The 18,105-nt window shown below is 73.3% G+C and carries 15 protein-coding genes; 9 read left to right on the top strand and 6 right to left on the bottom strand.

The window, feature by feature from the left end; all coding sequences use genetic code 11:
- Positions 1-47: 47 nt before the first annotated feature.
- The gene (gene dapD, locus V6V47_RS21925) at positions 48-1,007 is read right to left on the bottom strand and encodes a 2,3,4,5-tetrahydropyridine-2,6-dicarboxylate N-succinyltransferase (protein ID WP_334630171.1); all 960 of its coding nucleotides are present in this window, start codon (positions 1,005-1,007) and stop codon (positions 48-50) included.
- Positions 1,008-1,108: 101 nt separating this feature from the next.
- On the opposite strand from dapD, the gene dapE reads away from it, so the two are divergent.
- A complete protein-coding gene (gene dapE, locus V6V47_RS21920; protein ID WP_334630170.1) occupies positions 1,109-2,182 on the top strand; it encodes a succinyl-diaminopimelate desuccinylase in 1,074 nt (357 codons plus the stop codon).
- Between the two features lie 59 nt (positions 2,183-2,241).
- On the opposite strand, the gene V6V47_RS21915 is transcribed toward dapE, so the two are convergent.
- The gene (locus V6V47_RS21915; protein WP_334630169.1) at positions 2,242-2,415 is read right to left on the bottom strand and encodes a hypothetical protein; all 174 of its coding nucleotides are present in this window, start codon (positions 2,413-2,415) and stop codon (positions 2,242-2,244) included.
- 154 nt (positions 2,416-2,569) lie between these two features.
- Between V6V47_RS21915 and V6V47_RS21910 the strand changes: the two genes are divergently transcribed.
- The 7 genes from V6V47_RS21910 to V6V47_RS21880 all read left to right on the top strand — a co-directional run bounded on the left by V6V47_RS21910 (position 2,570) and on the right by V6V47_RS21880 (position 13,548).
- Positions 2,570-3,433 (top strand): TIGR00730 family Rossman fold protein, encoded by an 864-nt coding sequence (locus tag V6V47_RS21910; protein ID WP_334630168.1) that lies wholly within the window; start codon positions 2,570-2,572, stop codon positions 3,431-3,433.
- Entirely contained in the window at positions 3,433-3,978 is a 546-nt protein-coding gene (locus tag V6V47_RS21905) for a TIGR00730 family Rossman fold protein (RefSeq protein WP_334630167.1), read from the top strand. The genes V6V47_RS21910 and V6V47_RS21905 overlap by 1 nt, the downstream gene beginning before the upstream one ends.
- Before the next feature lie 169 nt (positions 3,979-4,147).
- Positions 4,148-7,648, top strand: a complete 3,501-nt coding sequence (locus V6V47_RS21900) for an ATP-dependent helicase (RefSeq protein WP_334630166.1) — start codon at positions 4,148-4,150, stop codon at positions 7,646-7,648.
- A 37-nt stretch (positions 7,649-7,685) separates the two neighbouring features.
- Positions 7,686-11,102, top strand: coding sequence for an ATP-dependent helicase (locus tag V6V47_RS21895; protein WP_334630165.1), 3,417 nt, complete (start codon positions 7,686-7,688; stop codon positions 11,100-11,102).
- Positions 11,103-11,328: 226 nt separating this feature from the next.
- Positions 11,329-11,532 (top strand): transcription antiterminator/RNA stability regulator CspE, encoded by a 204-nt coding sequence (cspE, locus tag V6V47_RS21890; RefSeq protein WP_007464836.1) that lies wholly within the window; start codon positions 11,329-11,331, stop codon positions 11,530-11,532.
- A 227-nt stretch (positions 11,533-11,759) separates the two neighbouring features.
- Positions 11,760-13,082: a DEAD/DEAH box helicase gene (locus V6V47_RS21885; RefSeq protein ID WP_334630164.1), complete on the top strand. Its 1,323-nt coding sequence runs from the start codon at positions 11,760-11,762 to the stop codon at positions 13,080-13,082.
- A 265-nt stretch (positions 13,083-13,347) separates the two neighbouring features.
- Complete coding sequence (locus tag V6V47_RS21880) at positions 13,348-13,548, top strand: hypothetical protein (protein WP_334630163.1); 201 nt, start codon at positions 13,348-13,350, stop codon at positions 13,546-13,548.
- Positions 13,549-13,657: 109 nt separating this feature from the next.
- On the opposite strand, the gene V6V47_RS21875 is transcribed toward V6V47_RS21880, so the two are convergent.
- Genes V6V47_RS21875 through V6V47_RS21860 form a run of 4 tightly spaced genes read right to left on the bottom strand, consistent with a single transcriptional unit; the run spans position 13,658 to position 16,811 of the window.
- Positions 13,658-14,095, bottom strand: coding sequence for an RrF2 family transcriptional regulator (locus V6V47_RS21875; RefSeq protein ID WP_334630162.1), 438 nt, complete (start codon positions 14,093-14,095; stop codon positions 13,658-13,660).
- 1 nt (position 14,096) lies between these two features.
- Complete coding sequence (locus tag V6V47_RS21870) at positions 14,097-14,981, bottom strand: ABC transporter permease (protein WP_334630161.1); 885 nt, start codon at positions 14,979-14,981, stop codon at positions 14,097-14,099.
- Positions 14,971-15,750 carry an ABC transporter ATP-binding protein gene (locus tag V6V47_RS21865; RefSeq protein WP_334630160.1) on the bottom strand — a complete coding sequence of 260 codons (780 nt, stop codon included), beginning with the start codon at positions 15,748-15,750 and terminating at the stop codon, positions 14,971-14,973. The genes V6V47_RS21870 and V6V47_RS21865 overlap by 11 nt, the downstream gene beginning before the upstream one ends.
- Entirely contained in the window at positions 15,747-16,811 is a 1,065-nt protein-coding gene (locus V6V47_RS21860; RefSeq protein ID WP_334630159.1) for an ABC transporter substrate-binding protein, read from the bottom strand. The genes V6V47_RS21865 and V6V47_RS21860 overlap by 4 nt, the downstream gene beginning before the upstream one ends.
- A 174-nt stretch (positions 16,812-16,985) precedes the next feature.
- Between V6V47_RS21860 and V6V47_RS21855 the strand changes: the two genes are divergently transcribed.
- Entirely contained in the window at positions 16,986-18,101 is a 1,116-nt protein-coding gene (locus V6V47_RS21855) for an LLM class flavin-dependent oxidoreductase (RefSeq protein ID WP_334630158.1), read from the top strand.
- The last annotated feature ends 4 nt before the right edge of the window (positions 18,102-18,105 follow it).

Here is an 18,105-nt window from a genome sequence, read left to right as displayed (position 1 = left end):
TACCCCGTCCGGGTCCGCGGCCGAGCGCCGCGGACCCGGCGGGGCCGTCAGTCGTTGGCGTGCAGGGCGGCGTTGAGCTCGATGCCCTGGCCGGTGCGCGGTCGGGCCTCCAGCGCGCCGGTCACCGAGTTGCGCCAGAACAGCAGGCCGTTGACGCCGGACAGCTCGCGGGCCTTGACCACCCGGCCGTCCGGCAGGGTGATCTTCGAGGCGGCGGTGATGTAGCAGCCGGCCTCGACCACGCAGTCGTCGCCGAGCGAGATCCCGACGCCGGCGTTCGCGCCGACCAGGCTCCGCTCGCCGATGCGCACCCGGTCGGTGCCGCCGCCGGAGAGGGTGCCCATGATCGAGGCGCCTCCGCCGATGTCGGAGCCGTCACCGACCAGCACGCCCTGCACGATCCGCCCCTCGACCATCGAGGTGCCGACGGTGCCGGCGTTGAAGTTCACGAAGCCCTCGTGCATCACGGTCGTGCCGGAGGCCAGGTGGGCGCCGAGCCGGACCCGGTCCGCGTCGGCGATCCGCACGCCGGACGGGACGACGTAGTCGGTCATCCGGGGGAACTTGTCCACCCCGTACACCGCGAGGTGGCGGCCGGCGGCCCGCTCGATCACCCGTAGCTCGTCGACCCGCTCCGGCGGGCACGGCCCGGCGGAGGTCCAGGCCACGTTGGCCAGCTTGCCGAAGATGCCGTCCAGGTTGAGCTGGTTGGGCCGGACCAGGCGGTGCGACAGCAGGTGCAACCGGAGGTACGCGTCCGAGGCGTCCTTGATCGGGTCGTCCAACGAGCCGATCACGGTGACCACCTGCACGGTACGCAGGCCCGGCAGCGACCGGTCGCCGAGCGCCCCCGGTGGCAGGTCGAGCACGTCCGCCTTGTTCTCGCCGGAAACCAGCGGCAGCTCACCCAGGCCCAGCTTGCCGGTCGGGTACCAGGTGTCCAGCACCTGATCGTCTGCGGTCACCGTGGCCAGACCGATGCCCCACGCGGAATCTGCGGACGTCACTGTTTCACCTCTCGGGCGTGGCCGGGCTGGCCTCTGCTCACACTGCGGGGGTCGCGCACTCACTCCTCGCGCGCGCCAGACCTGAAGGTACCGTGCGAACCATGGAGAACCCGCTGACCCCCGAGGTCCTCGCCGATCCGGTAGCGCTCACGCGAGTGCTGGTTGACATAGAGTCCGTGTCCCTCAACGAGAAGGCGCTCGCCGACTGCGTCGAAGAGGTGCTACGGGGCGTGCCGCACCTGACCACCCACCGTCACGGCAACACCGTGATGGCGCGTACCGACCTGGGTCGGTCGCAGCGCGTCGTGCTGGCCGGGCACCTCGACACGGTGCCGTTGAACAACAACTTCCCGTCGACCATGCGCGGCGACCTGATGTACGGCTGTGGCACCTCCGACATGAAGTCCGGCGTCGCGTACGCGCTGCACCTGGCGGTGACCCTGCCCGACCCGCGCTACGACGTGACGTACTTCTTCTACGAGGCCGAGGAGATCGAGTCGCGGTACAACGGGCTGAACCTGGTCGCCCAGGCATTCCCGGAGTGGCTGGAGGCGGACTTCGCGGTGCTGCTGGAGCCGACGTACGGCATCGTCGAGGCGGGCTGCCAGGGCACGATGCGGTCGGTGGTCACCACCACTGGCGTACGGGCCCACTCGGCGCGTTCCTGGCACGGGGTCAACGCCATCCACGCGGCCGGTGAGGTGCTCCGCCGGCTCCAGACGTACGACGCGCGCCGGGTCACCATCGACGGGTGCGACTACCGCGAGGGCATGAACGCGGTGCGGATCAACGGCGGGGTCGCCGGCAACGTGGTCCCGGACCGGTGTGAGATCGAGGTCAACTACCGGTTCGCGCCGGATCGCACCCCCGCCGAGGCGGAGGCGCACCTGCGCGAGGTCTTCGCCGGCTTCGAGTTGACCGTGACCGACACCGCGGCCGGTGCCCCGCCCGGGCTGGAGGCGGCCCCGGCGAAGGAGTTCCTGGAGGCGGTCGGCGCGGCGCCGATCGGCAAGCTGGGCTGGACGGACGTGGCCAGGTTCGCGGCGATGGGCATTCCCGCGCTCAACTTCGGCCCGGGCGACCCCAACCTCGCCCACCATCCCGACGAGCACGTCGAGATCACCAAGATCCGCGACGGTGCCGCAACCCTGCACCGCTGGCTGGCCCCAGCCTGAGCTGACCTGCCCTGCCGCCCGCCTTCGGCGGCCGACTCTCGGTGATCAAGAGGTTTGCGTCAGCCTGGCCCGTTGTCGGCGACGCAAACCTCTTGATCAGCACCGGAGGGGACGGCTGCGGTGGGGTAGGTGGCCGGGTCCAGCTCGCGACAGCGGCGGCGCTCGGCCACCACGTCTCGGATCCGTCGCTGCATCTGGCGACGGATCCGGATCATCTCGTTGTTGCTGATCACGCTGTCTCCTCCCCCGAAGGCGCGCGCCGGGGCATACCCGGTATGTGAATAGTAAGACGTACGGGCGAGCCAAATAGTTGCCCAAGATCCCAAACTATTTCTCCGCGTCCGCGCCCCGCGCACTCGGCAGGTGGGGCTCCACTACGGTTGCTCCATGAGCCAGAGCAACGGGCGGGAGACCGGCCGCGTTCCGGGACGGGAGCGGCATCGCGGTGCCGTCACGCTGCGCGGGGGAGCGGCCTCGGGTAGCACCGCCGACCAGCGGCTGCTGGACTCGCGCGGGCGGGGCGACTGGAAGACCAAGGACGCCTGGCGGGCGCTGCGCATCCTCTCCGAGTTCGTTGAGGGCTTCGACACCCTCGCCGACCTCCCGCCGGCGGTCAGCGTCTTCGGCTCCGCGCGCAGCGGCCCGGACACCCCCGAGTGCCAGCTCGCCGAGCAGGTGGGCGGCGCGCTGGCCCGAGCCGGCTACGCGGTGATCACCGGGGGCGGGCCGGGCGTCATGGAGGCCGCCAACCGGGGCGCCAGCGAGGCCGGTGGTCTCTCCGTCGGGCTCGGCATCGAGTTGCCGTTCGAGCAGGGCATCAACGAGTGGGTCGACCTGGCCATCGACTTCCGCTACTTCTTCGCCCGCAAGACCATGTTCGTCAAGTACGCGCAGGCGTTCGTCGTGCTCCCCGGTGGCTTCGGCACCATGGACGAGCTGTTCGAGGCGCTCACGCTGGTGCAGACCGGCAAGGTCACCCGGTTCCCCGTGGTGCTGATGGGCGTCGCCTACTGGCAGGGGCTGCTCGACTGGCTGCGGAACACGATGGCCGCCGACGGCAAGATCGGGCCGGTCGACCTGGACCTGATCTGCCTCACCGACGACGTCAACGCGGCGGTCCGGCACATCGTCGAGGCCGAGGCGGCGCTCTCCGCCGAGCAGGAAGCGGTCCGTGACGAGGCGGTCGCCCGCACCGGTGCCGACCAGCAGGCCGCTGCGGCGGAGGCCGCCGAGCACACACGGGAGGGCTGATGGCGGCGATCTGTGTCTTCTGCGCCTCCTCCCGTACCCTCGATCAGCGCTGGCTGGACCTGGCCGCCGAGACCGGCGCGGAGTTGGCCCGGCGCGGGCACACGCTGGTCAGCGGCGGCGGCTGCGTCGGCATGATGGGCGCGCTGGCGGACGGCGCCCGGGCCGCCGGCGGGCGCACTCTCGGCGTGATTCCGCAGGCCCTGGTCGACCTCGAGGTCGCCGACCTGCGCTCGGACGAGCTGCTGGTGACCGACTCGATGGCCAGCCGCAAGACGCTGATGATCGACAAGTCGGACGCGTTCCTCACCCTGGCCGGTGGGCTGGGCACCCTGGACGAGCTGTTCGAGGTCTGGACCACCGCCACCCTGGCCCTGCACACGAAGCCGATGGTGCTGATCGACACCGACGGCTTCTACCGACCGCTGCTCGACTGGCTCGACACCCTCGCCGACCAGCACTTCCTCAAACCCGCCGGTCGAGACCTGCTGACGGTGGCGGCAGACGTCCCCACCGCCCTGGACGCCCTGGAGTCCCACCTGACCTGACCCTCAGGGATCCCCTCTCGGGTCCCCTACCCCGTCGATCATGGAGTTGGCGGCGCGGCCGTCGGCGTGTCGCGCCGCCAACTCCATGATCGACGGGTCTGAGTGGGGTGGAGTGGGGACGGGGGTGGGGTGCCAGGTTGATGTCGTATGGGCGTGATGGGATTGGCTGATGCAGGCGTACCGGTTGGTGCGGCGGTCCGGGGGGCCGGCGCGGGGGGACGGGAGCCCGCTGGGCACCCTCAGCGCCGACAACACTGCGGGCGCTGACGCACCGGAGGCCTCCGCGGTGGTCCGGCGGGTCGATCCGGTGCAGACCGAGGTGGTCGGGCACACCGACGGGCCGATGTTGGTGCTCGGCGGTCCGGGCACCGGCAAGACCAGCACCCTCGTCGAGGCGGTCGCCGCCCGGGTGTCCGAGGGGGTCGACCCCGAGCGCGTCCTGGTGCTGACCTTCGGCCGCCGAGGGGCCACCGCGCTGCGCCAGCGGATCGAGGCCCGCATCGCGCAGGACGGCCACCGCGTGCTGCGGGAGCCGCTGGTGCGCACCTTCCCGGCGTACGCCTTCGGGCTGCTCCGCCGGGCCGCCGCCGACCGCGGCGAGCCCTCGCCCCGACTGCTCACCGGCCCCGAGCAGGATCTGATCATCCGCGAGCTGCTGGACGTGGTGGGCGAGGAGCCCGAGGACGACCCGGTCGGCTGGCCCACCGACCTGCGCCCGGCCCTGCGCACGCGGGCCTTCGCCGGCCAGCTGCGTGACCTGCTCATGCGCGCCGCCGAGCGCGGCGTGGGCCCGATCGACCTGGCCCGGCTGGGCGAGAAGCTGGGCCGCGCCGACTGGCCGGCCGCCGCCCGCTTCCTACGGGAGTACGTCGCGGTGCTCGCGCTGCGCGACGTCAGCAACCGGGGTTCGATCGCGTACGACCCCGCTGAGCTGGTCCGGGCGGCCACCGGGCTGCTGCGCGACGACGAGGAACTGCTGGCCGCCGAGCGCCGCCGGCTCGCCCACGTGTACGTCGACGAGCTGGCCGACACCGACCCCGCCCAACTCGACCTGCTCTCGGTGATCGCCGGCGGTGGCAAGCCACTGGTTGCGTTCGCCGATCCGGATTCCTCCACGTACGCCTTCCGGGGCGCCGACCCGGCAGGGGTGACCACCTTTCCGCACCGCTTCCGGACGGCCTCCGGGGCGCCGGCCGCGCAGGTCCTGCTGACCACGTCCTACCGGGCCGGGCCGGGCCTGCTCGCCGCGACCGCCCGGCTGGGCCGCCGGCTGCGGGGTCCGGCGGCGCACCGCCGGCTGCACCCGCTGCCGGATGCCCCATCCGGCGTGGTCGAGGTGCACACCTTCCGTTCGGCGACCAGCGAGGCTGCCTGGTTGGCCCACGCCCTGCGCTCCGCTCACCTGTTGGAGGGCGTGCCCTGGTCGCGGATGGCGGTGCTGGTGCGGTCCACCGCGTTGCAACTGCCCACCCTGCAACGGGCGCTGCACGCGGCCGGCGTGCCCACGGTGGTGCACGGGGAGGACCTGCCCCTGCACCTGCAACCGGCGGTGGCGCCGCTGCTGCTCCTGCTGCGCTGCGCACTCGAGCCCGCCAGCCTCGACGAGGAGGCCGCCGTCGCGCTGCTGCACTCGCCGCTGGGCGGTGCCGATCCGCTGGCCGAGCGGCGGCTCCGGCAGGGCCTGCGCGCCCTGGCGCTCGCTCGCGGGGACCGACGCCCGTCCGGTGAGCTGATCGTCGAGGCGCTGCGTGACCCGGACGAGCTGGCCGGCATCGAACGGCGGTGGGCCGAGCCGGCCCAGGCGGTGGCCGGGCTGCTGGCCACGGCCGGGGACGCCGCCGCCCAGCCCGGTGCGACCGCCGAGGACGTGCTCTGGGCCGTCTGGGACGCCAGCGGCCTGGCCGAACGCTGGGCCGGCGCGATCAGCCACGGGCGACCGGCGGCCGGCGAGGGGGATCTGGCCCGGCAGCGGCGAGCCGAGGCGGCCGACCGCGACCTGGACGCGGTGCTGGTGCTCTTCGACGCGGCGGCCCGCTTCACCGACCGGCTGCCCGGCGCCCGCACCGAGGTCTTCCTCGATCACGTGCTCGGCCAGGATCTGCCGGCGGACACCATCGCCCCGACCGCCGACCGCGGCGCGGCGGTCCGGCTGCTCACCGCACACGCCGCCAAGGGCTTGGAGTGGGATCTGGTCGCGGTGGCCGGCGTGCAGGAGGGCATCTGGCCCGACCTGCGACTGCGCGGCAGCCTGCTCGGCTCCGAACGTCTGGTGGACGTGCTGGCCGGTCGCTCCGTCGGCGGCGGCGCCACGGCTGCCGTGGTGGGTCAGACCTCGGCGCTACTCGACGAGGAACGCCGCCTCTTCCACGTCGCCGTCAGCCGGGCCCGACACCGGCTGCTGGTCAGCGCCGTGGCGTCGGCGGCGGTGGGCGGCGACGACCACGAGGAGCAACCGAGCCGATTCCTGTACGAGCTGGGTCCCACCGCGCCGCCCACCCCGCCGAGCGGCGCCGGACCGGCCACTCCGCCCGGCCCGTCGACCGGCGGTCCCGCTGGCGGCGGCACGCCGAGCGCCGCGCCGACGAACGGGAGCGACGGCGAGGTGGCGGGGGAGACCGGCGATGGTGAGCCGGACCGGCCGGGCGCGCTGCCGGTCACCCGGCCGCCCCGGGCGCTCACCCTGCCTGCGCTGGTCGCTGAGCTGCGTACCGCCATCACCGACCCGGCCGCGTCGGCGGCCCGGCGGCGCGCCGCGGCGACCGAGCTGGCCCGGCTCGCCGCCGCCGGTGTGCCCGGCGCGCACCCCGACGACTGGTGGGGCCTGCGCGGGCTCTCCGACGACCGGCCGCTCGTCGAGGACGGGGCGCCGGTGCGGGTCACCCCGTCGGCGATGGAGAGCGCGTTGCGGTGCAGCCTGCGCTGGCTGCTGGAACGGCACGGTGGCAGCGCCCCGACCAGCACCGCGCAGGGGGTGGGCAACCTGGTGCACGCCGCCGCGATGCTCGCCGAGGACGCCAGCGCCGACCGGGGCGCACTGCTGGACTACGTGGCGGCCCGGTTCGACGCGATCGAGCTGGCCGCCCGGTGGATGGCCGGCCCGGAGCGGGAACGCGCCGAGGCGATGGTCGACAAGTTGCTGCGCTGGCTCGCCACCAACCCGCGCCGGCTGCTCGCCATCGAGCACGAGTTCGCGGTCCGGCTCGACGACCCGCACCGGCCGGTCGACCTGACCGGTCGGGTCGATCGGTTGGAGGTCGACGAGGCCGGGCGACTGGTCGTGATCGACCTGAAGACCGGCAAGTCCACCGCGGTCACGGGCACCGAGCTCGCCGAGCACCCGCAGCTCGGCGCGTACCAGGCTGCGGTTGAGGCGGGAGCATTCCCCGAGTTCGGTGCCGAGTCGGGGGGCGCCGCGCTGGTGCAGCTCGGCACCTCCGCCAAGGATGCCCGCGAGCAGAACCAGCCAGCGGCGGGCGAGGGGCCGGCGGCCGGATGGGCGACCGCGCTGGTGCGGCGGACCGCCGATACGATGGCTGCCGCCACGTTCGCCGCGGTGGCCAATTCGAAGTGCCGGGTCTGCCCGGTGCGCACCAGCTGCCCGGTCTCCGGGCAGGGGCGCCAGGTCGTCGAACCGCCGACCGTCCGGCGCGCCCGGGAGGGCGAGGAGTGAGCTTGCGAGCCCCGCAGTCCCGAACGACGCCCCCGTCATGACCCAGCCGACCCTCTTCGGGGCCGGCCCGGCGCCGGCGCCCCGGCTCGCCGACGCCGGTCCCCGGTACACCCCGGTGGAGTTGGCCAAGCTGCTGCGGCTGCCGGCGCCCACCCGGGAGCAGGCCGCGATCATCGCCGCTCCGGTGGAGCCGCTGCTGGTGGTGGCGGGTGCCGGGTCCGGCAAGACGGAGACGATGGCCGCGCGGGTGGTCTGGCTGGTGGCCAACTCGTACGTGCGTCCGGAGCAGATTCTCGGGCTGACCTTCACCCGCAAGGCGGCCGGCGAGCTGGCCCACCGGGTGCGCACCCGACTCGACCAGCTGATCCGTCGCCTCGGGCGGCAGGGTCGGGACCCGCTGGACGACCCACTCGCCGGCGAACCCACCGTCTCCACCTACCACTCGTACGCCGGTCGGATCGTCACCGAGCACGGGTTGCGGGCCGGCTACGAGCCGTCCACCCGGCTGCTCACCGAGGCGTCCCGCTGGCAACTGGTCGACCTGCTGGTGCGCAACTACGACGGCGACATGTCCGAGGTGGACCGGATGCCGAGCACCATCACCGACGCGGTGCTGGCGCTCGCCGGGGAGTTGGACGAGCACCTGGTCGCCCCGGACCAACTGGCCGCCTGGACCGGCCGGTTCTTCGCCGACGTGCAGTCCCGGCCGGGCCGCGTCTATGCCGACGTCCGCAAGGCGCTCGCCCTCCAGCAGACCCGGCTGCGCCTGCTGCCGTTGGTCCGGGCGTACGCCCGCCGCAAGGAGGACTTCGAGGCGATGGACTTCGCCGACCAGTTGGCTCGGGCGGCCCGGGTCGCCCGGGACCACCCGGGGGTCGGCGAGATCGAGCGGGGTCGTTTCCGGGCGGTGCTGCTCGACGAGTACCAGGACACCAGCCACGCCCAGGTGGTGCTGCTCAACGCGCTCTTCGGCGGCGGGCACCCGGTGACCGCGGTGGGTGACCCGTGTCAGTCGATCTACGGCTGGCGGGGGGCCAGCGCGGGCACACTGGACCGGTTCCCCACCGAGTTCGCCCGGTCCGACGGTCGTCCGGCCGCGGCCCTCGGGCTCACCACCAGCTGGCGTAACCGTCCGGAGATCCTCCGGGTGGCGAACGCGCTGGCCACCCCGCTGCGGGCGGCCGGTGCCCGGGTGCCCGAGCTGCGCTCGGCGTTGACCGTTCGGGACCCGATCCCACACCGCAGCCCCGGCGGGGCCGCCGGTGGCACCGTGCACTGCGCGTTGTTGCCGACGTACGCAGACGAGGCGGGCTGGATCGCCGACAGCGTGCTCGCCGCCTGGCGGGGCGCGGCCCGGATGCCGGGCGCGGCACCCGAGCACATCCCCGTGGCGCAGCGGCCGACCACCGCCGTGCTGGTCCGGGTCCGCAGCCAGATCCCGGCGATCGAGGCCGCGCTGCGCGAGCGCGGCCTACCGGTCGAGGTGGTGGGGCTGGGCGGCCTCCTGGACACCCCCGAGGTACGCGACGTGGTGTGCACGCTGCGGGTGCTGGCTGATCCGACCGACGGGCCGGCGCTGCTACGGCTGCTCACCGGCGCCCGTTGGCGGATCGGGCCGCGTGACCTGGTGGCGCTGCACCGGCGGGCTCGGGCCATCGCCAACGCGCGGCGACAGTCGGCCGCCGACGACACCCCGGAGATCACCCCCGATCTGCTGGACGAGGCGACCCTGGTGGAGGCGCTGGCCGATCTCGGCCCGGCGCAGGCGTACTCGGCGGAGGGGTTCGCGCGGCTGCGCGCGTACGGCCGGGAGTTGGCGCTGTTGCGGTACCGCCTGGACCAGGCTCTGCCGGATCTGATCGCCGACATCGAGCGAACCACCGGCCTGGACGTGGAGGTCGCGGTGCGGGCTGGCCGGGACGGCGCCGGCGACGCCGGCCTGGCCCGGGGTCACCTGGACGCCCTCGGCGACGTGGCGGCCCGGTTCAGCGGGGAGACGCCGGGCGCGACGCTCGCCGGCTTCCTGTCCTACCTGTCCGCCGCCGAGGACGAGGAGCGCGGCCTGGCCCCGGGCGAGGTCGAGGTGGTGGAGGGCGCGGTGCAGGTGGTCACCGCACATGCCGCCAAGGGGCTGGAGTGGGACGTGGTGGCGGTCGCCGGGCTGAGCCGCGGGCTGTGGCCGGGGCCGGTGCGCAACTCCGATCACTGGCTGGGCGGGCTGGGCGTGCTGCCGTTCCCGCTGCGCGGTGACGTCGACGGGCTGCCCGAGCTGGCGCTCGACGAGGCGGCGGATCAGCGGGGCGTGGCCCGGGCGGTGGCCGACTTCACCGACGCCTGGCGGGCTCATGACGAGCGGGAGGAACGTCGGCTGACGTACGTGGCGGTCACCCGGCCGCGTCGGCTGCTGCTCTGCTCCGGGTACTGGTGGGGGGAGGGGACCAAGCGGCCGCGCGGCCCGTCGGTCTTCCTGCGCGAGGTGTACGACGCCTGCCTGGACGGCGGCCCGGGGCATCTGGTGGACGCCTGGGCGCCGGAGCCCACCCCGGATGCGACGAACCCGACCGCCGAGGTGGTGCTGCGTGCCGAGTGGCCAGCCGATCCGCTGGGCGGCCGGCGGCCGGCGCTGTCCGAGGCGGCCACGTTGGTCCGCCGCCTGATGAGCGACGGTCCGGCGGCGGCGGTGGTCGTTCCGCCGGTCGTTGTCGAATCTCCGGTCGTGGCCGGTCCGGCGGGGTCGGTCGAGCCGGTGGCGGACCCGGAGATGGAGCGCTGGCGACGCGAGGCGGATCTGCTGTTGGCCGAGCGGGCCGAGTTGAGCCGGTTCTCCGGCGCGGTCGAGGTGGCCCTGCCCGGGCAGTTGAGCGTCACCCAGCTCGTGGCGCTGCGCCGCGATCCGGCGGCGTTGGCCCGGACGCTGCGTCGCCCGGTGCCCAGCGAACCCAACCCGTACGCCCGGCGGGGCACCGCCTTCCACGCCTGGCTGGAGCAGCGCTTCGGCGCCGACCGGCTGCTCGACCTGGACGAGTTGCCCGGGGCGGCCGACGCGGATGCCGCTCCGGACGAGGCGCTCGTCGAGCTGCAGGAGCGCTTCCTGGCCAGCGAGTGGGCCGACCGGGCTCCGGTGGAGGTGGAGGTGCCGTTCGCCACGGTGATCGCCGGCGTGGTGGTCCGGGGGCGGATGGACGCGGTCTTCGCCCGGCCGGGTGGCCGGTTCGACGTGGTCGACTGGAAGACCGGCGCGCAGCCCTCCGGCCCGGCGGCGGACGTGGCCGCGGTCCAGTTGGCCGTCTACCGGCTCGCCTGGGCGGAGCTGGCCGGCGTGCCGGTCGATCGGGTGGGTGCGGCGTTCCACTACGTCCGGGGCGGGGCGACGGTGCGGCCCGCTGACCTGCTGGACGTGACGGGTCTCACGGCGCTTATCGGTCAGCTCCCCGAAGATTCCGCCCAACATTGACCGCAGGGCCGAAAACCGTGGTACGTTGATCGCGTTGCAGTTTTGGTTACCAGAGACTCTGTGTGCGCCTGGCGGGATTGTGGCCCCAGGCGCTCTTTGTTGTGTCCGGAGTTCTCCGGGCGGGGCGACCAGAAGCGACAGGCGATTCGCGCATCCCCGCGCGGAGCGCTCCTCTTCGGGCACGCAACAAGTGCGGGTCCGACGTTCCGTCAAGGAGACGAAACACATGGCTATTGGCACCGTGAAGTGGTTCAACGCTGACAAGGGCTTCGGCTTCATCACCCCGGACGGCGGCGGCGCTGACGTCTTCGCCCACTTCTCGGCGATCCAGTCCTCCGGCTACCGGAGCCTGGACGAGAACCAGCGGGTCGAGTTCGAGGTGACCCAGGGCCAGAAGGGCCCGCAGGCGGAGAACATCCGCCCGCTCTGATCTTCGGATCGGTCAGCATTACCTGTCGTGCCCTCCGGGTGTGACGGTGACGGGACCGGCCCGCCCCGCCGCCGCCTGCGCTTGCAGGCGGCGGCCCGGCGGCGGGCCGGCCCGTACTCCAATCGGTTCGTGCTTGTGAGTCCTGGCTGCCTTGCGCCGCCGGTTGACAGCGCCGACTTCGGCGCCCTCCCTCGACACGTTCCGCGTCGAGGAAGGCTCGTTTCCGCATGACCACAGTTATTCCGTCGTTCGCTCATACCGGTCTGGCGCCGGCGCTGCTCACCGCGCTGACCGCGCAGGGCATCACCGAGCCGTTCCCGATCCAGACGGCGACGCTGCCCGACTCGCTCGCCGGCCGGGACGTGCTGGGTCGGGGTCGCACCGGCTCCGGCAAGACCCTCGCCTTCGGGCTTCCGCTGCTGTCCCGCACCGCCGGCCGTAAGGCCCGGCCGGGTCGCCCGCTCGCCCTGGTGCTGGTGCCGACCCGTGAGCTGGCCCAGCAGGTCACCACCGCGCTGGCCCCGTACGCACGCGCCGTCGGGCTGCGCTGCACCACAGTCGTCGGCGGCCTGTCGTTGCAGCGGCAGGCGGACGCTCTGCGCGCCGGCGCCGAGGTGGTCGTCGCGACCCCCGGCCGGCTGCACGACCTGATCAACCGTGGCGACGCCCGACTCGACCAGGTCGAGATCACCGTCCTGGACGAGGCCGACCAGATGGCCGACATGGGCTTCCTGCCGCAGGTCACCAAGCTGCTGGAGCAGGTCGCGCCGCAGGGGCAGCGGATGCTCTTCTCCGCCACCCTGGACGGCGGCGTGGACCGGCTGGTCCGCCGCTTCCTGAGCAACCCGGTCACCCACTCGGTCGACCCGGGCACCGCCACCGTCACCGCGATGACCCACCACGTGCTGCACGTCGACGCGCTGGACAAGCCCGACGCGCTGACCCGGATCGCCGCCCGTGAGGGCCGCACCATCCTGTTCATGGGCACCAAGCACCGCGCCGACCGCCTGGCCCGCCAGCTGCTCTCCAAGGGGGTACGCGCGGCCGCGCTGCACGGCGGCAAGTCCCAGCCGCAGCGCACCCGGATCCTGGAGCAGTTCCGCACCGGCCAGGTGACCGCCCTGGTCGCCACCGACGTGGCGGCCCGTGGCATCCACGTCGACGGCCTCGACATGGTGGTCAACGTGGACCCGCCGACGGAGGCGAAGGACTACCTGCACCGGGGCGGCCGGACCGCCCGGGCCGGCGAGTCCGGTTCCGTGGTCACCCTCGTCCTGCCGGAGCAGCGCCGGGACGTGTCCCGGCTGATGGCCACCGCCGGTATCCGGCCCGAGTCGGTCCAGGTGCGCGCGGGTGACGGGGCGCTGGCCCGGGTGACCGGTGCCCGCGAGCCGTCGGGCGTTCCGGTGACCATCGCCGCCCCGCCGGCGCCCGTCGCTCGGGTCCGCGCCGCCGGTGGATCCGGCGCAACGTCCACCGACGGCGCCGCCCGTTCTGCGCATCGCGCGTCGGGCCGGTCCCGCCGGCCGCGCCGCCCGCGCACCGTCTGAGTTTTCGGTACGTCCCGACCGACCCGCCCCGCGTCAGCTGGGCGGGTCGGTCCGTCTGTGGGCTGACCCGGATTTCCGCCCGGCCTGCCCGTCCGTCGCGCCGCGTGGTCCGCTCGGCGGGGTCGGTTGGCCGCCCGGTCCGCCCGGCTGAGTCGGTAATCAGCCTCTGCTCGGTCGGCTGGCCGACTGCGCCCCGGCTGTTCGTGGTCGAAGCTGACCCGTGGGGGGAAGTCGGGCGGGGGCCCGGCACGGGAGGGGTGTGACCATGGCGGGCGAAGCCAGCTCTGGGGCGGTACGCGAATTGATCCTGGTGGTCGCGCTCGCTCTCGCCGGGCTTGTGCTCGCTGTGGTCGCGGCTTTCGCGCCCTGGCACGCCATGCCGGCGGGTAATGCTCCCGCCGGCCTGGTGGAGCTGCACAGCCCCGGCGACCCGAGCTTCGGCTCGACGGTCGTGAGCGTGGGCTGAGCAGCGACCGGACCGGCCGTGTCGGCAAGGGGGCAGACCCGGTCAGGATCGGTACGAGGTGTGGTCGGGCGGGCGGGGCACCGGCCCGACCACACCGCCTCCGACGTGGTCAGGAGGGCGTGGACGCGCGATCCGACGGCTGGGTGCGGGTGAGCAGGTCGGCCAGGGTGGTGCTGTCGACCACCGTGGCGATCGCCCCGTGCACCGCCAGCCAGACGTCGGTCAGGCCGGCGGCCACCCCGTGGTAACCGGCCCGGTCGGCCGGCAGCCCGCGCACCGTGGTCAGCGAGCCACCGACCGCGCGCAGGACGTCCCCGACGGTGATCTCGTCGGATGGGCGGGCCAGCGCGTACCCGCCCTCGGTGCCGCGATGACTGAGCAGCAGGCCGGCGCGGCGCAGGTCGAGCAGGATGCTCTGCAGGAAACTGAGCGGGATCTCCTGCACCTCGGCCAGGCTGGCCGCCTTCACGAGCTCGCCGCCACCGCCGGAGGCGGCGACGGCGAGCATGGCCCGGAGCGCGTAGTCGCTGCGCGCTGAGACGTACACGTCACTGACCAGCCTGGTCCAGCACGCCCCAGCGGCGCCGGATCGCCTTGTCCGCCGCACCGAACGCGGCGTCCACGGCGATGCCGACGACCAGGATGACGATCATGATGGCCATCAGCCGTTCGGCGTCCGAGAAGTCCCGGGCGTAGGTGAGCTGCGCGCCGATCGAGGTCCGGGAGGCGATGACGACCAGCAGTTCACCGGCCATCAGGCTGCGCCAGGCGAAGGCCCAACCCTGCTTCAACCCGGCCACGATCGCCGGCAGCGCCGCCGGCGCGATGACGTACCGGTACAGGTTGAGCCCTTGCGCGCCCAGGTTGCGGCCGGCCCGCTTCAACAGCGGTGGCACGTAGTCCACACCGTGGATGACCCCGTTGGCGATGGACGGCGCGGCGCCGAGCACCACCACGAAGAAGATCGCCTGCTCGCTGAGCTGGAACAGCAGGATCGCCAGGGGGAACCAGGCGATCGACGGCATGGTCTGCAGTGCCGTGATCATGGAGCCGATGGCGGCGCGGAGCACCTTCGACCGGGAGACGCCGAGGCCGAGCAGCAGCCCGACGGCCACCGCGGCGGCAAAGCCCATCACCGCCCGGCGTGCGGTGGTGGCCAGCCCGTCCCAGAGCGCGGAGCTCAGGGCGTAGTCGGCGAGATCCTCGAACACGGGCACCGGGCCCGGCAGGGCCCACGGATCCTTCCAGCCGGTCCAGACGACGACCTGCCAGATGGCGATGGCGATGGCGAGCGCGGCCAGCTTGGGCCAGGTCGCCGCCCAGATCCGCCTGGCTCGGGATTCCTCCTTCTCCCGACCCGCGATCTCCAGCGCGTCCAGGCCGGAGATCTCCGCGTCGGAGCGCGCCGTGCTGGTGAGGGTGTCACTGGCCATGGCGGCCCACCTCCGTACGGAGCCGCTCGGTGACGTCGGCGGCGATGGCGGCGACCTCGGGAGAGTCGATCCGTCGTGGCCGCGGGATGCTCACCTCGGTCGAGTAGATGATCCGGCCGGGGCGGCTGGAGAGCAGGATGATCCGGTCGGCGAGCCGGGCTGCCTCCCGGACGTTGTGCGTCACGAAGAGCACCGAGAGCTTGCGTTCGGACCAGATGCGTTCCAGTTCGTCGTGCAGGATGTCGCGGGTCATCGCGTCCAGCGCGCCGAACGGCTCGTCCATCAGCAGCACCGGGGTGTCCAGGGCCAGCGTGCGGGCCAGCGCGACCCGCTGCCGCATCCCGCCGGACAGCTCGTGCGGGCGCTTGCGGCCGAAGTCGGCCAGGTGCACCGTTCGCAGCAGCTCGGCCACCCGCGCGCGTCGCTCGGCCCGGGGCATGCCGCGCAGCTTGAGCGGCACCTCCACGTTGCCGTCGACGGTCAGCCAGGGGAAGAGGGCCGGCTCCTGGAACATCAGCCCCGGGTTGGCATCGCTGGCCACGTCGATCTGCCCGCCGCTGGGCCGGTCCAGCCCGGCGACCAAATTGAGCAGGGTGCTCTTGCCGCAGCCGGACGCGCCGACCAGACAGACGAACTCGCCCGGCGCCACGTCCAGGGACACGCCGTCCAGGGCCAGTACGGCGTTCCCCCCGCCCCCGTCCCCCTGGGCCACCCGGGGGAGCGCGCCCACCGGGGTCGCGTTCCCCGGCGTCGTCGTGGTCGACGTCATGGCTGGGTGACCTCGGGCTTGCCCTGCGCCTTGAGCGCGGTGTTGAGGTACTTCAGGTCGTACAGGCCCTTGAGGTCGACCGGCTCGGTCAGCCCGACGTCGACGGCGTGGTCGAGCCCGGCCTTGAGGGAGGTGGAGATCGGGTCGTTGGTGAACTCCAACGTCGGCCACGCCTGCTTGATCAGCTTCAGGTCGAGCGGCTTGCCGGTGATCTTGCCGATCGCGTCGGAGATGGCCTGCTGCGCTTCGTCGGGCTTGCTGTTGACGAACTCGTTCGCGGCCACCTGGCCGTCGACCAGCTTCTGCACGACGTCCGGGTGCGCCTTGAGGAACTTCGTGCTGACCAGCAGGTTGGTGATGACGAACTTCTTGTCGGGCCAGAGGTCGCGCTCGTCGACCAGAACCTTGCCGCCGGCGTTGAGCAGCCGGGAGACGAACGGCTCGGGCACCCAGGCGCCGTCGATCGCGCCGCTGGTGAACGTCTCGATGGTCTGGGCGTTCTCCTGGGGGACGATCTTGACGTCGCCGCCACCCTCCTTGGTGGTGGTCAGCCCCTGCTGCTTGAGCCAGTAGCGGATCGCCACGTCCTGGGTGTTGCCCAGCTGCGGGGTGGCGATCTTCTTGCCCTTCAGGTCCTGCGCGCCGTTGATGCCGGCCTTGACCACCAGCGCCACGCCGCCGGAGGCCGCGCCGGAGACGACCCGGACCGCCTCGCCCTTGGACTTGGAGAACGCGTTGACGGTGGGGTTCGGACCGATGTACGTGGCGTCCAGCGCTCCGGAGAAGACCGCCTCGATGGCGGCCGGGCCGGCGTTGAAGGTCTTCGGCTCCAGCGTCACGTTGCTGCCGAGCTTCTCGGTGAAGATGCCCTTCTCCACGCCGACGACCGCCGGTGCGTGGGTGATGTTGGGGAAGTAGCCGAGGCGCAGTGTCACCGGGCCGGAGCTGCCGCCCGCGCCCTCGCTGTCGTCGCCGCACGCGGCGGTGCTGCCCAGGGTCGCCGCGCCGACCACGGCGAGGGTGGCCAGGGTGACCATCCGGCGCAGGGGAAGCCGTCTCATCGTCCATCCAATCCGCAGTATTCCTAGTTAGTTGGTAGGAAGACTGGGCCAGGCCGGGATGAGCGTCAAGAGCCATCCATATATCGGGATGTCGGGTCCTAGACATGTCGACAATTCCTACCGGCTTGCTAGGGTAGGCGGCACCTCGGTGATCGGCAGAGAGGCAACCCCCTGATGACCTTCCACTGGTTCCTGCCCACTTCCGGCGACGGCGACCAGGTCGGCGCCGCCACCGTCACCGCGGGCGCCGCCCGGCACGATCGGGCCGCCACTGTGGCGTATCTGGCCGAGGTCGGCCGGGCCGCCGAGAAGCACGGCTTCTCCGCCGTGCTCACCCCGGTCGGCGCTGGCTGCCCCGACCCGTGGATCGTCTGCGCGGCGGTCGCGCAGCACACCGAGCGACTCGGCATGCTGGTCGCGGTCCGGGCCGGCTTCGCGCTGCCCACACTGATCGCCCAGCAGGCCGAGGCGTTCCAGGCCGTCAGCGGTGGCCGGCTGTCGCTCAACATCGTGACCGGCGGTGACCCCGCCGAGCAGCGCGCGTACGGCGACTTCCTGGGGCACGACGACCGCTACGCGCGCACCGGGGAGTTCATCGAGGTGCTCCGCCGGGCCTGGGCCGGTCGACCCTTCGACTACGCCGGCGCCCACTACCGGGTCGAGGGCGGCGGCCTGGCCAGCCCGCTGACCGACCCGCCGCCGGTCTACTTCGGCGGCGCGTCCCCGGCGGCCGAGTTGGTGGCCGCCCAGCAGGCCGACGCGTACCTGATGTGGGGTGAGCCCCCGACGGCGATCGCGGCCCGGGTGGCCCGGATCCGGGCGTTGGCCGCCGAGCGCGGCCGCACCCTGCGCACCGGGCTTCGGCTGCACGTCATCGCGCGGGCCACCAGCGCGCAGGCGTGGGCGGAGGCCGACCGGCTGCTGGCCGGGATGAGCCCGGAGCGGATCGCGGCGGCCCAGGCCCGGTTCCGCCGGATGGACTCCGTCGGCCAGGCCCGGATGGCGACGCTGAACGCCGGCCGCACCGACGGGCTCACCGTCGCACCGAACCTCTGGGCCGGGGTCGGCCTGGTCCGCGAGGGCGCCGGCACCGCGCTGGTCGGCAGCTACGCCGAGGTCGCTGCGCGGATCGACGAGTACGCGGCGCTCGGCGTCGACGAGTTCATCCTCTCCGGCTGGCCGCACCGGGAGGAGGCCGAGCGCGTCGGCGCCGAGGTGCTGCCCCTGGTCAGCGCCCCGGTCGCGGCGGCTCCGCGGAGGTCACCGGTGGCGGGGGTGCCGACGCGCTAGGGTC

Source organism: Micromonospora sp. CPCC 205539 (genome assembly GCF_036906815.1).
Taxonomy (GTDB): Bacteria; Actinomycetota; Actinomycetes; order Mycobacteriales; family Micromonosporaceae; genus Micromonospora.
Note: the sequence above shows the minus strand (reverse complement) of the source record. Positions and strands in the feature narration are given on the sequence as shown.

Bases quoted from the DNA above. Each gene is read 5' to 3' on its own strand.
- V6V47_RS21900 (WP_334630166.1), top strand. From the start codon at position 4,148: ATGCAGGCGTACCGGTTGGTGCGGCGGTCCGGGGGGCCGGCGCGGGGG.
- dapE (WP_334630170.1), top strand. From the start codon at position 1,109: ATGGAGAACCCGCTGACCCCCGAGGTCCTCGCCGATCCGGTAGCGCTC.
- V6V47_RS21855 (WP_334630158.1), top strand. From the start codon at position 16,986: ATGACCTTCCACTGGTTCCTGCCCACTTCCGGCGACGGCGACCAGGTC.
- V6V47_RS21885 (WP_334630164.1), top strand. From the start codon at position 11,760: ATGACCACAGTTATTCCGTCGTTCGCTCATACCGGTCTGGCGCCGGCG.
- V6V47_RS21880 (WP_334630163.1), top strand. From the start codon at position 13,348: ATGGCGGGCGAAGCCAGCTCTGGGGCGGTACGCGAATTGATCCTGGTG.
- cspE (WP_007464836.1), top strand. From the start codon at position 11,329: ATGGCTATTGGCACCGTGAAGTGGTTCAACGCTGACAAGGGCTTCGGC.
- V6V47_RS21860 (WP_334630159.1), bottom strand. From the start codon at position 16,811: ATGAGACGGCTTCCCCTGCGCCGGATGGTCACCCTGGCCACCCTCGCC.
- V6V47_RS21905 (WP_334630167.1), top strand. From the start codon at position 3,433: ATGGCGGCGATCTGTGTCTTCTGCGCCTCCTCCCGTACCCTCGATCAG.
- V6V47_RS21895 (WP_334630165.1), top strand. From the start codon at position 7,686: ATGACCCAGCCGACCCTCTTCGGGGCCGGCCCGGCGCCGGCGCCCCGG.
- V6V47_RS21865 (WP_334630160.1), bottom strand. From the start codon at position 15,750: ATGACGTCGACCACGACGACGCCGGGGAACGCGACCCCGGTGGGCGCG.
- V6V47_RS21910 (WP_334630168.1), top strand. From the start codon at position 2,570: ATGAGCCAGAGCAACGGGCGGGAGACCGGCCGCGTTCCGGGACGGGAG.
- V6V47_RS21870 (WP_334630161.1), bottom strand. From the start codon at position 14,981: ATGGCCAGTGACACCCTCACCAGCACGGCGCGCTCCGACGCGGAGATC.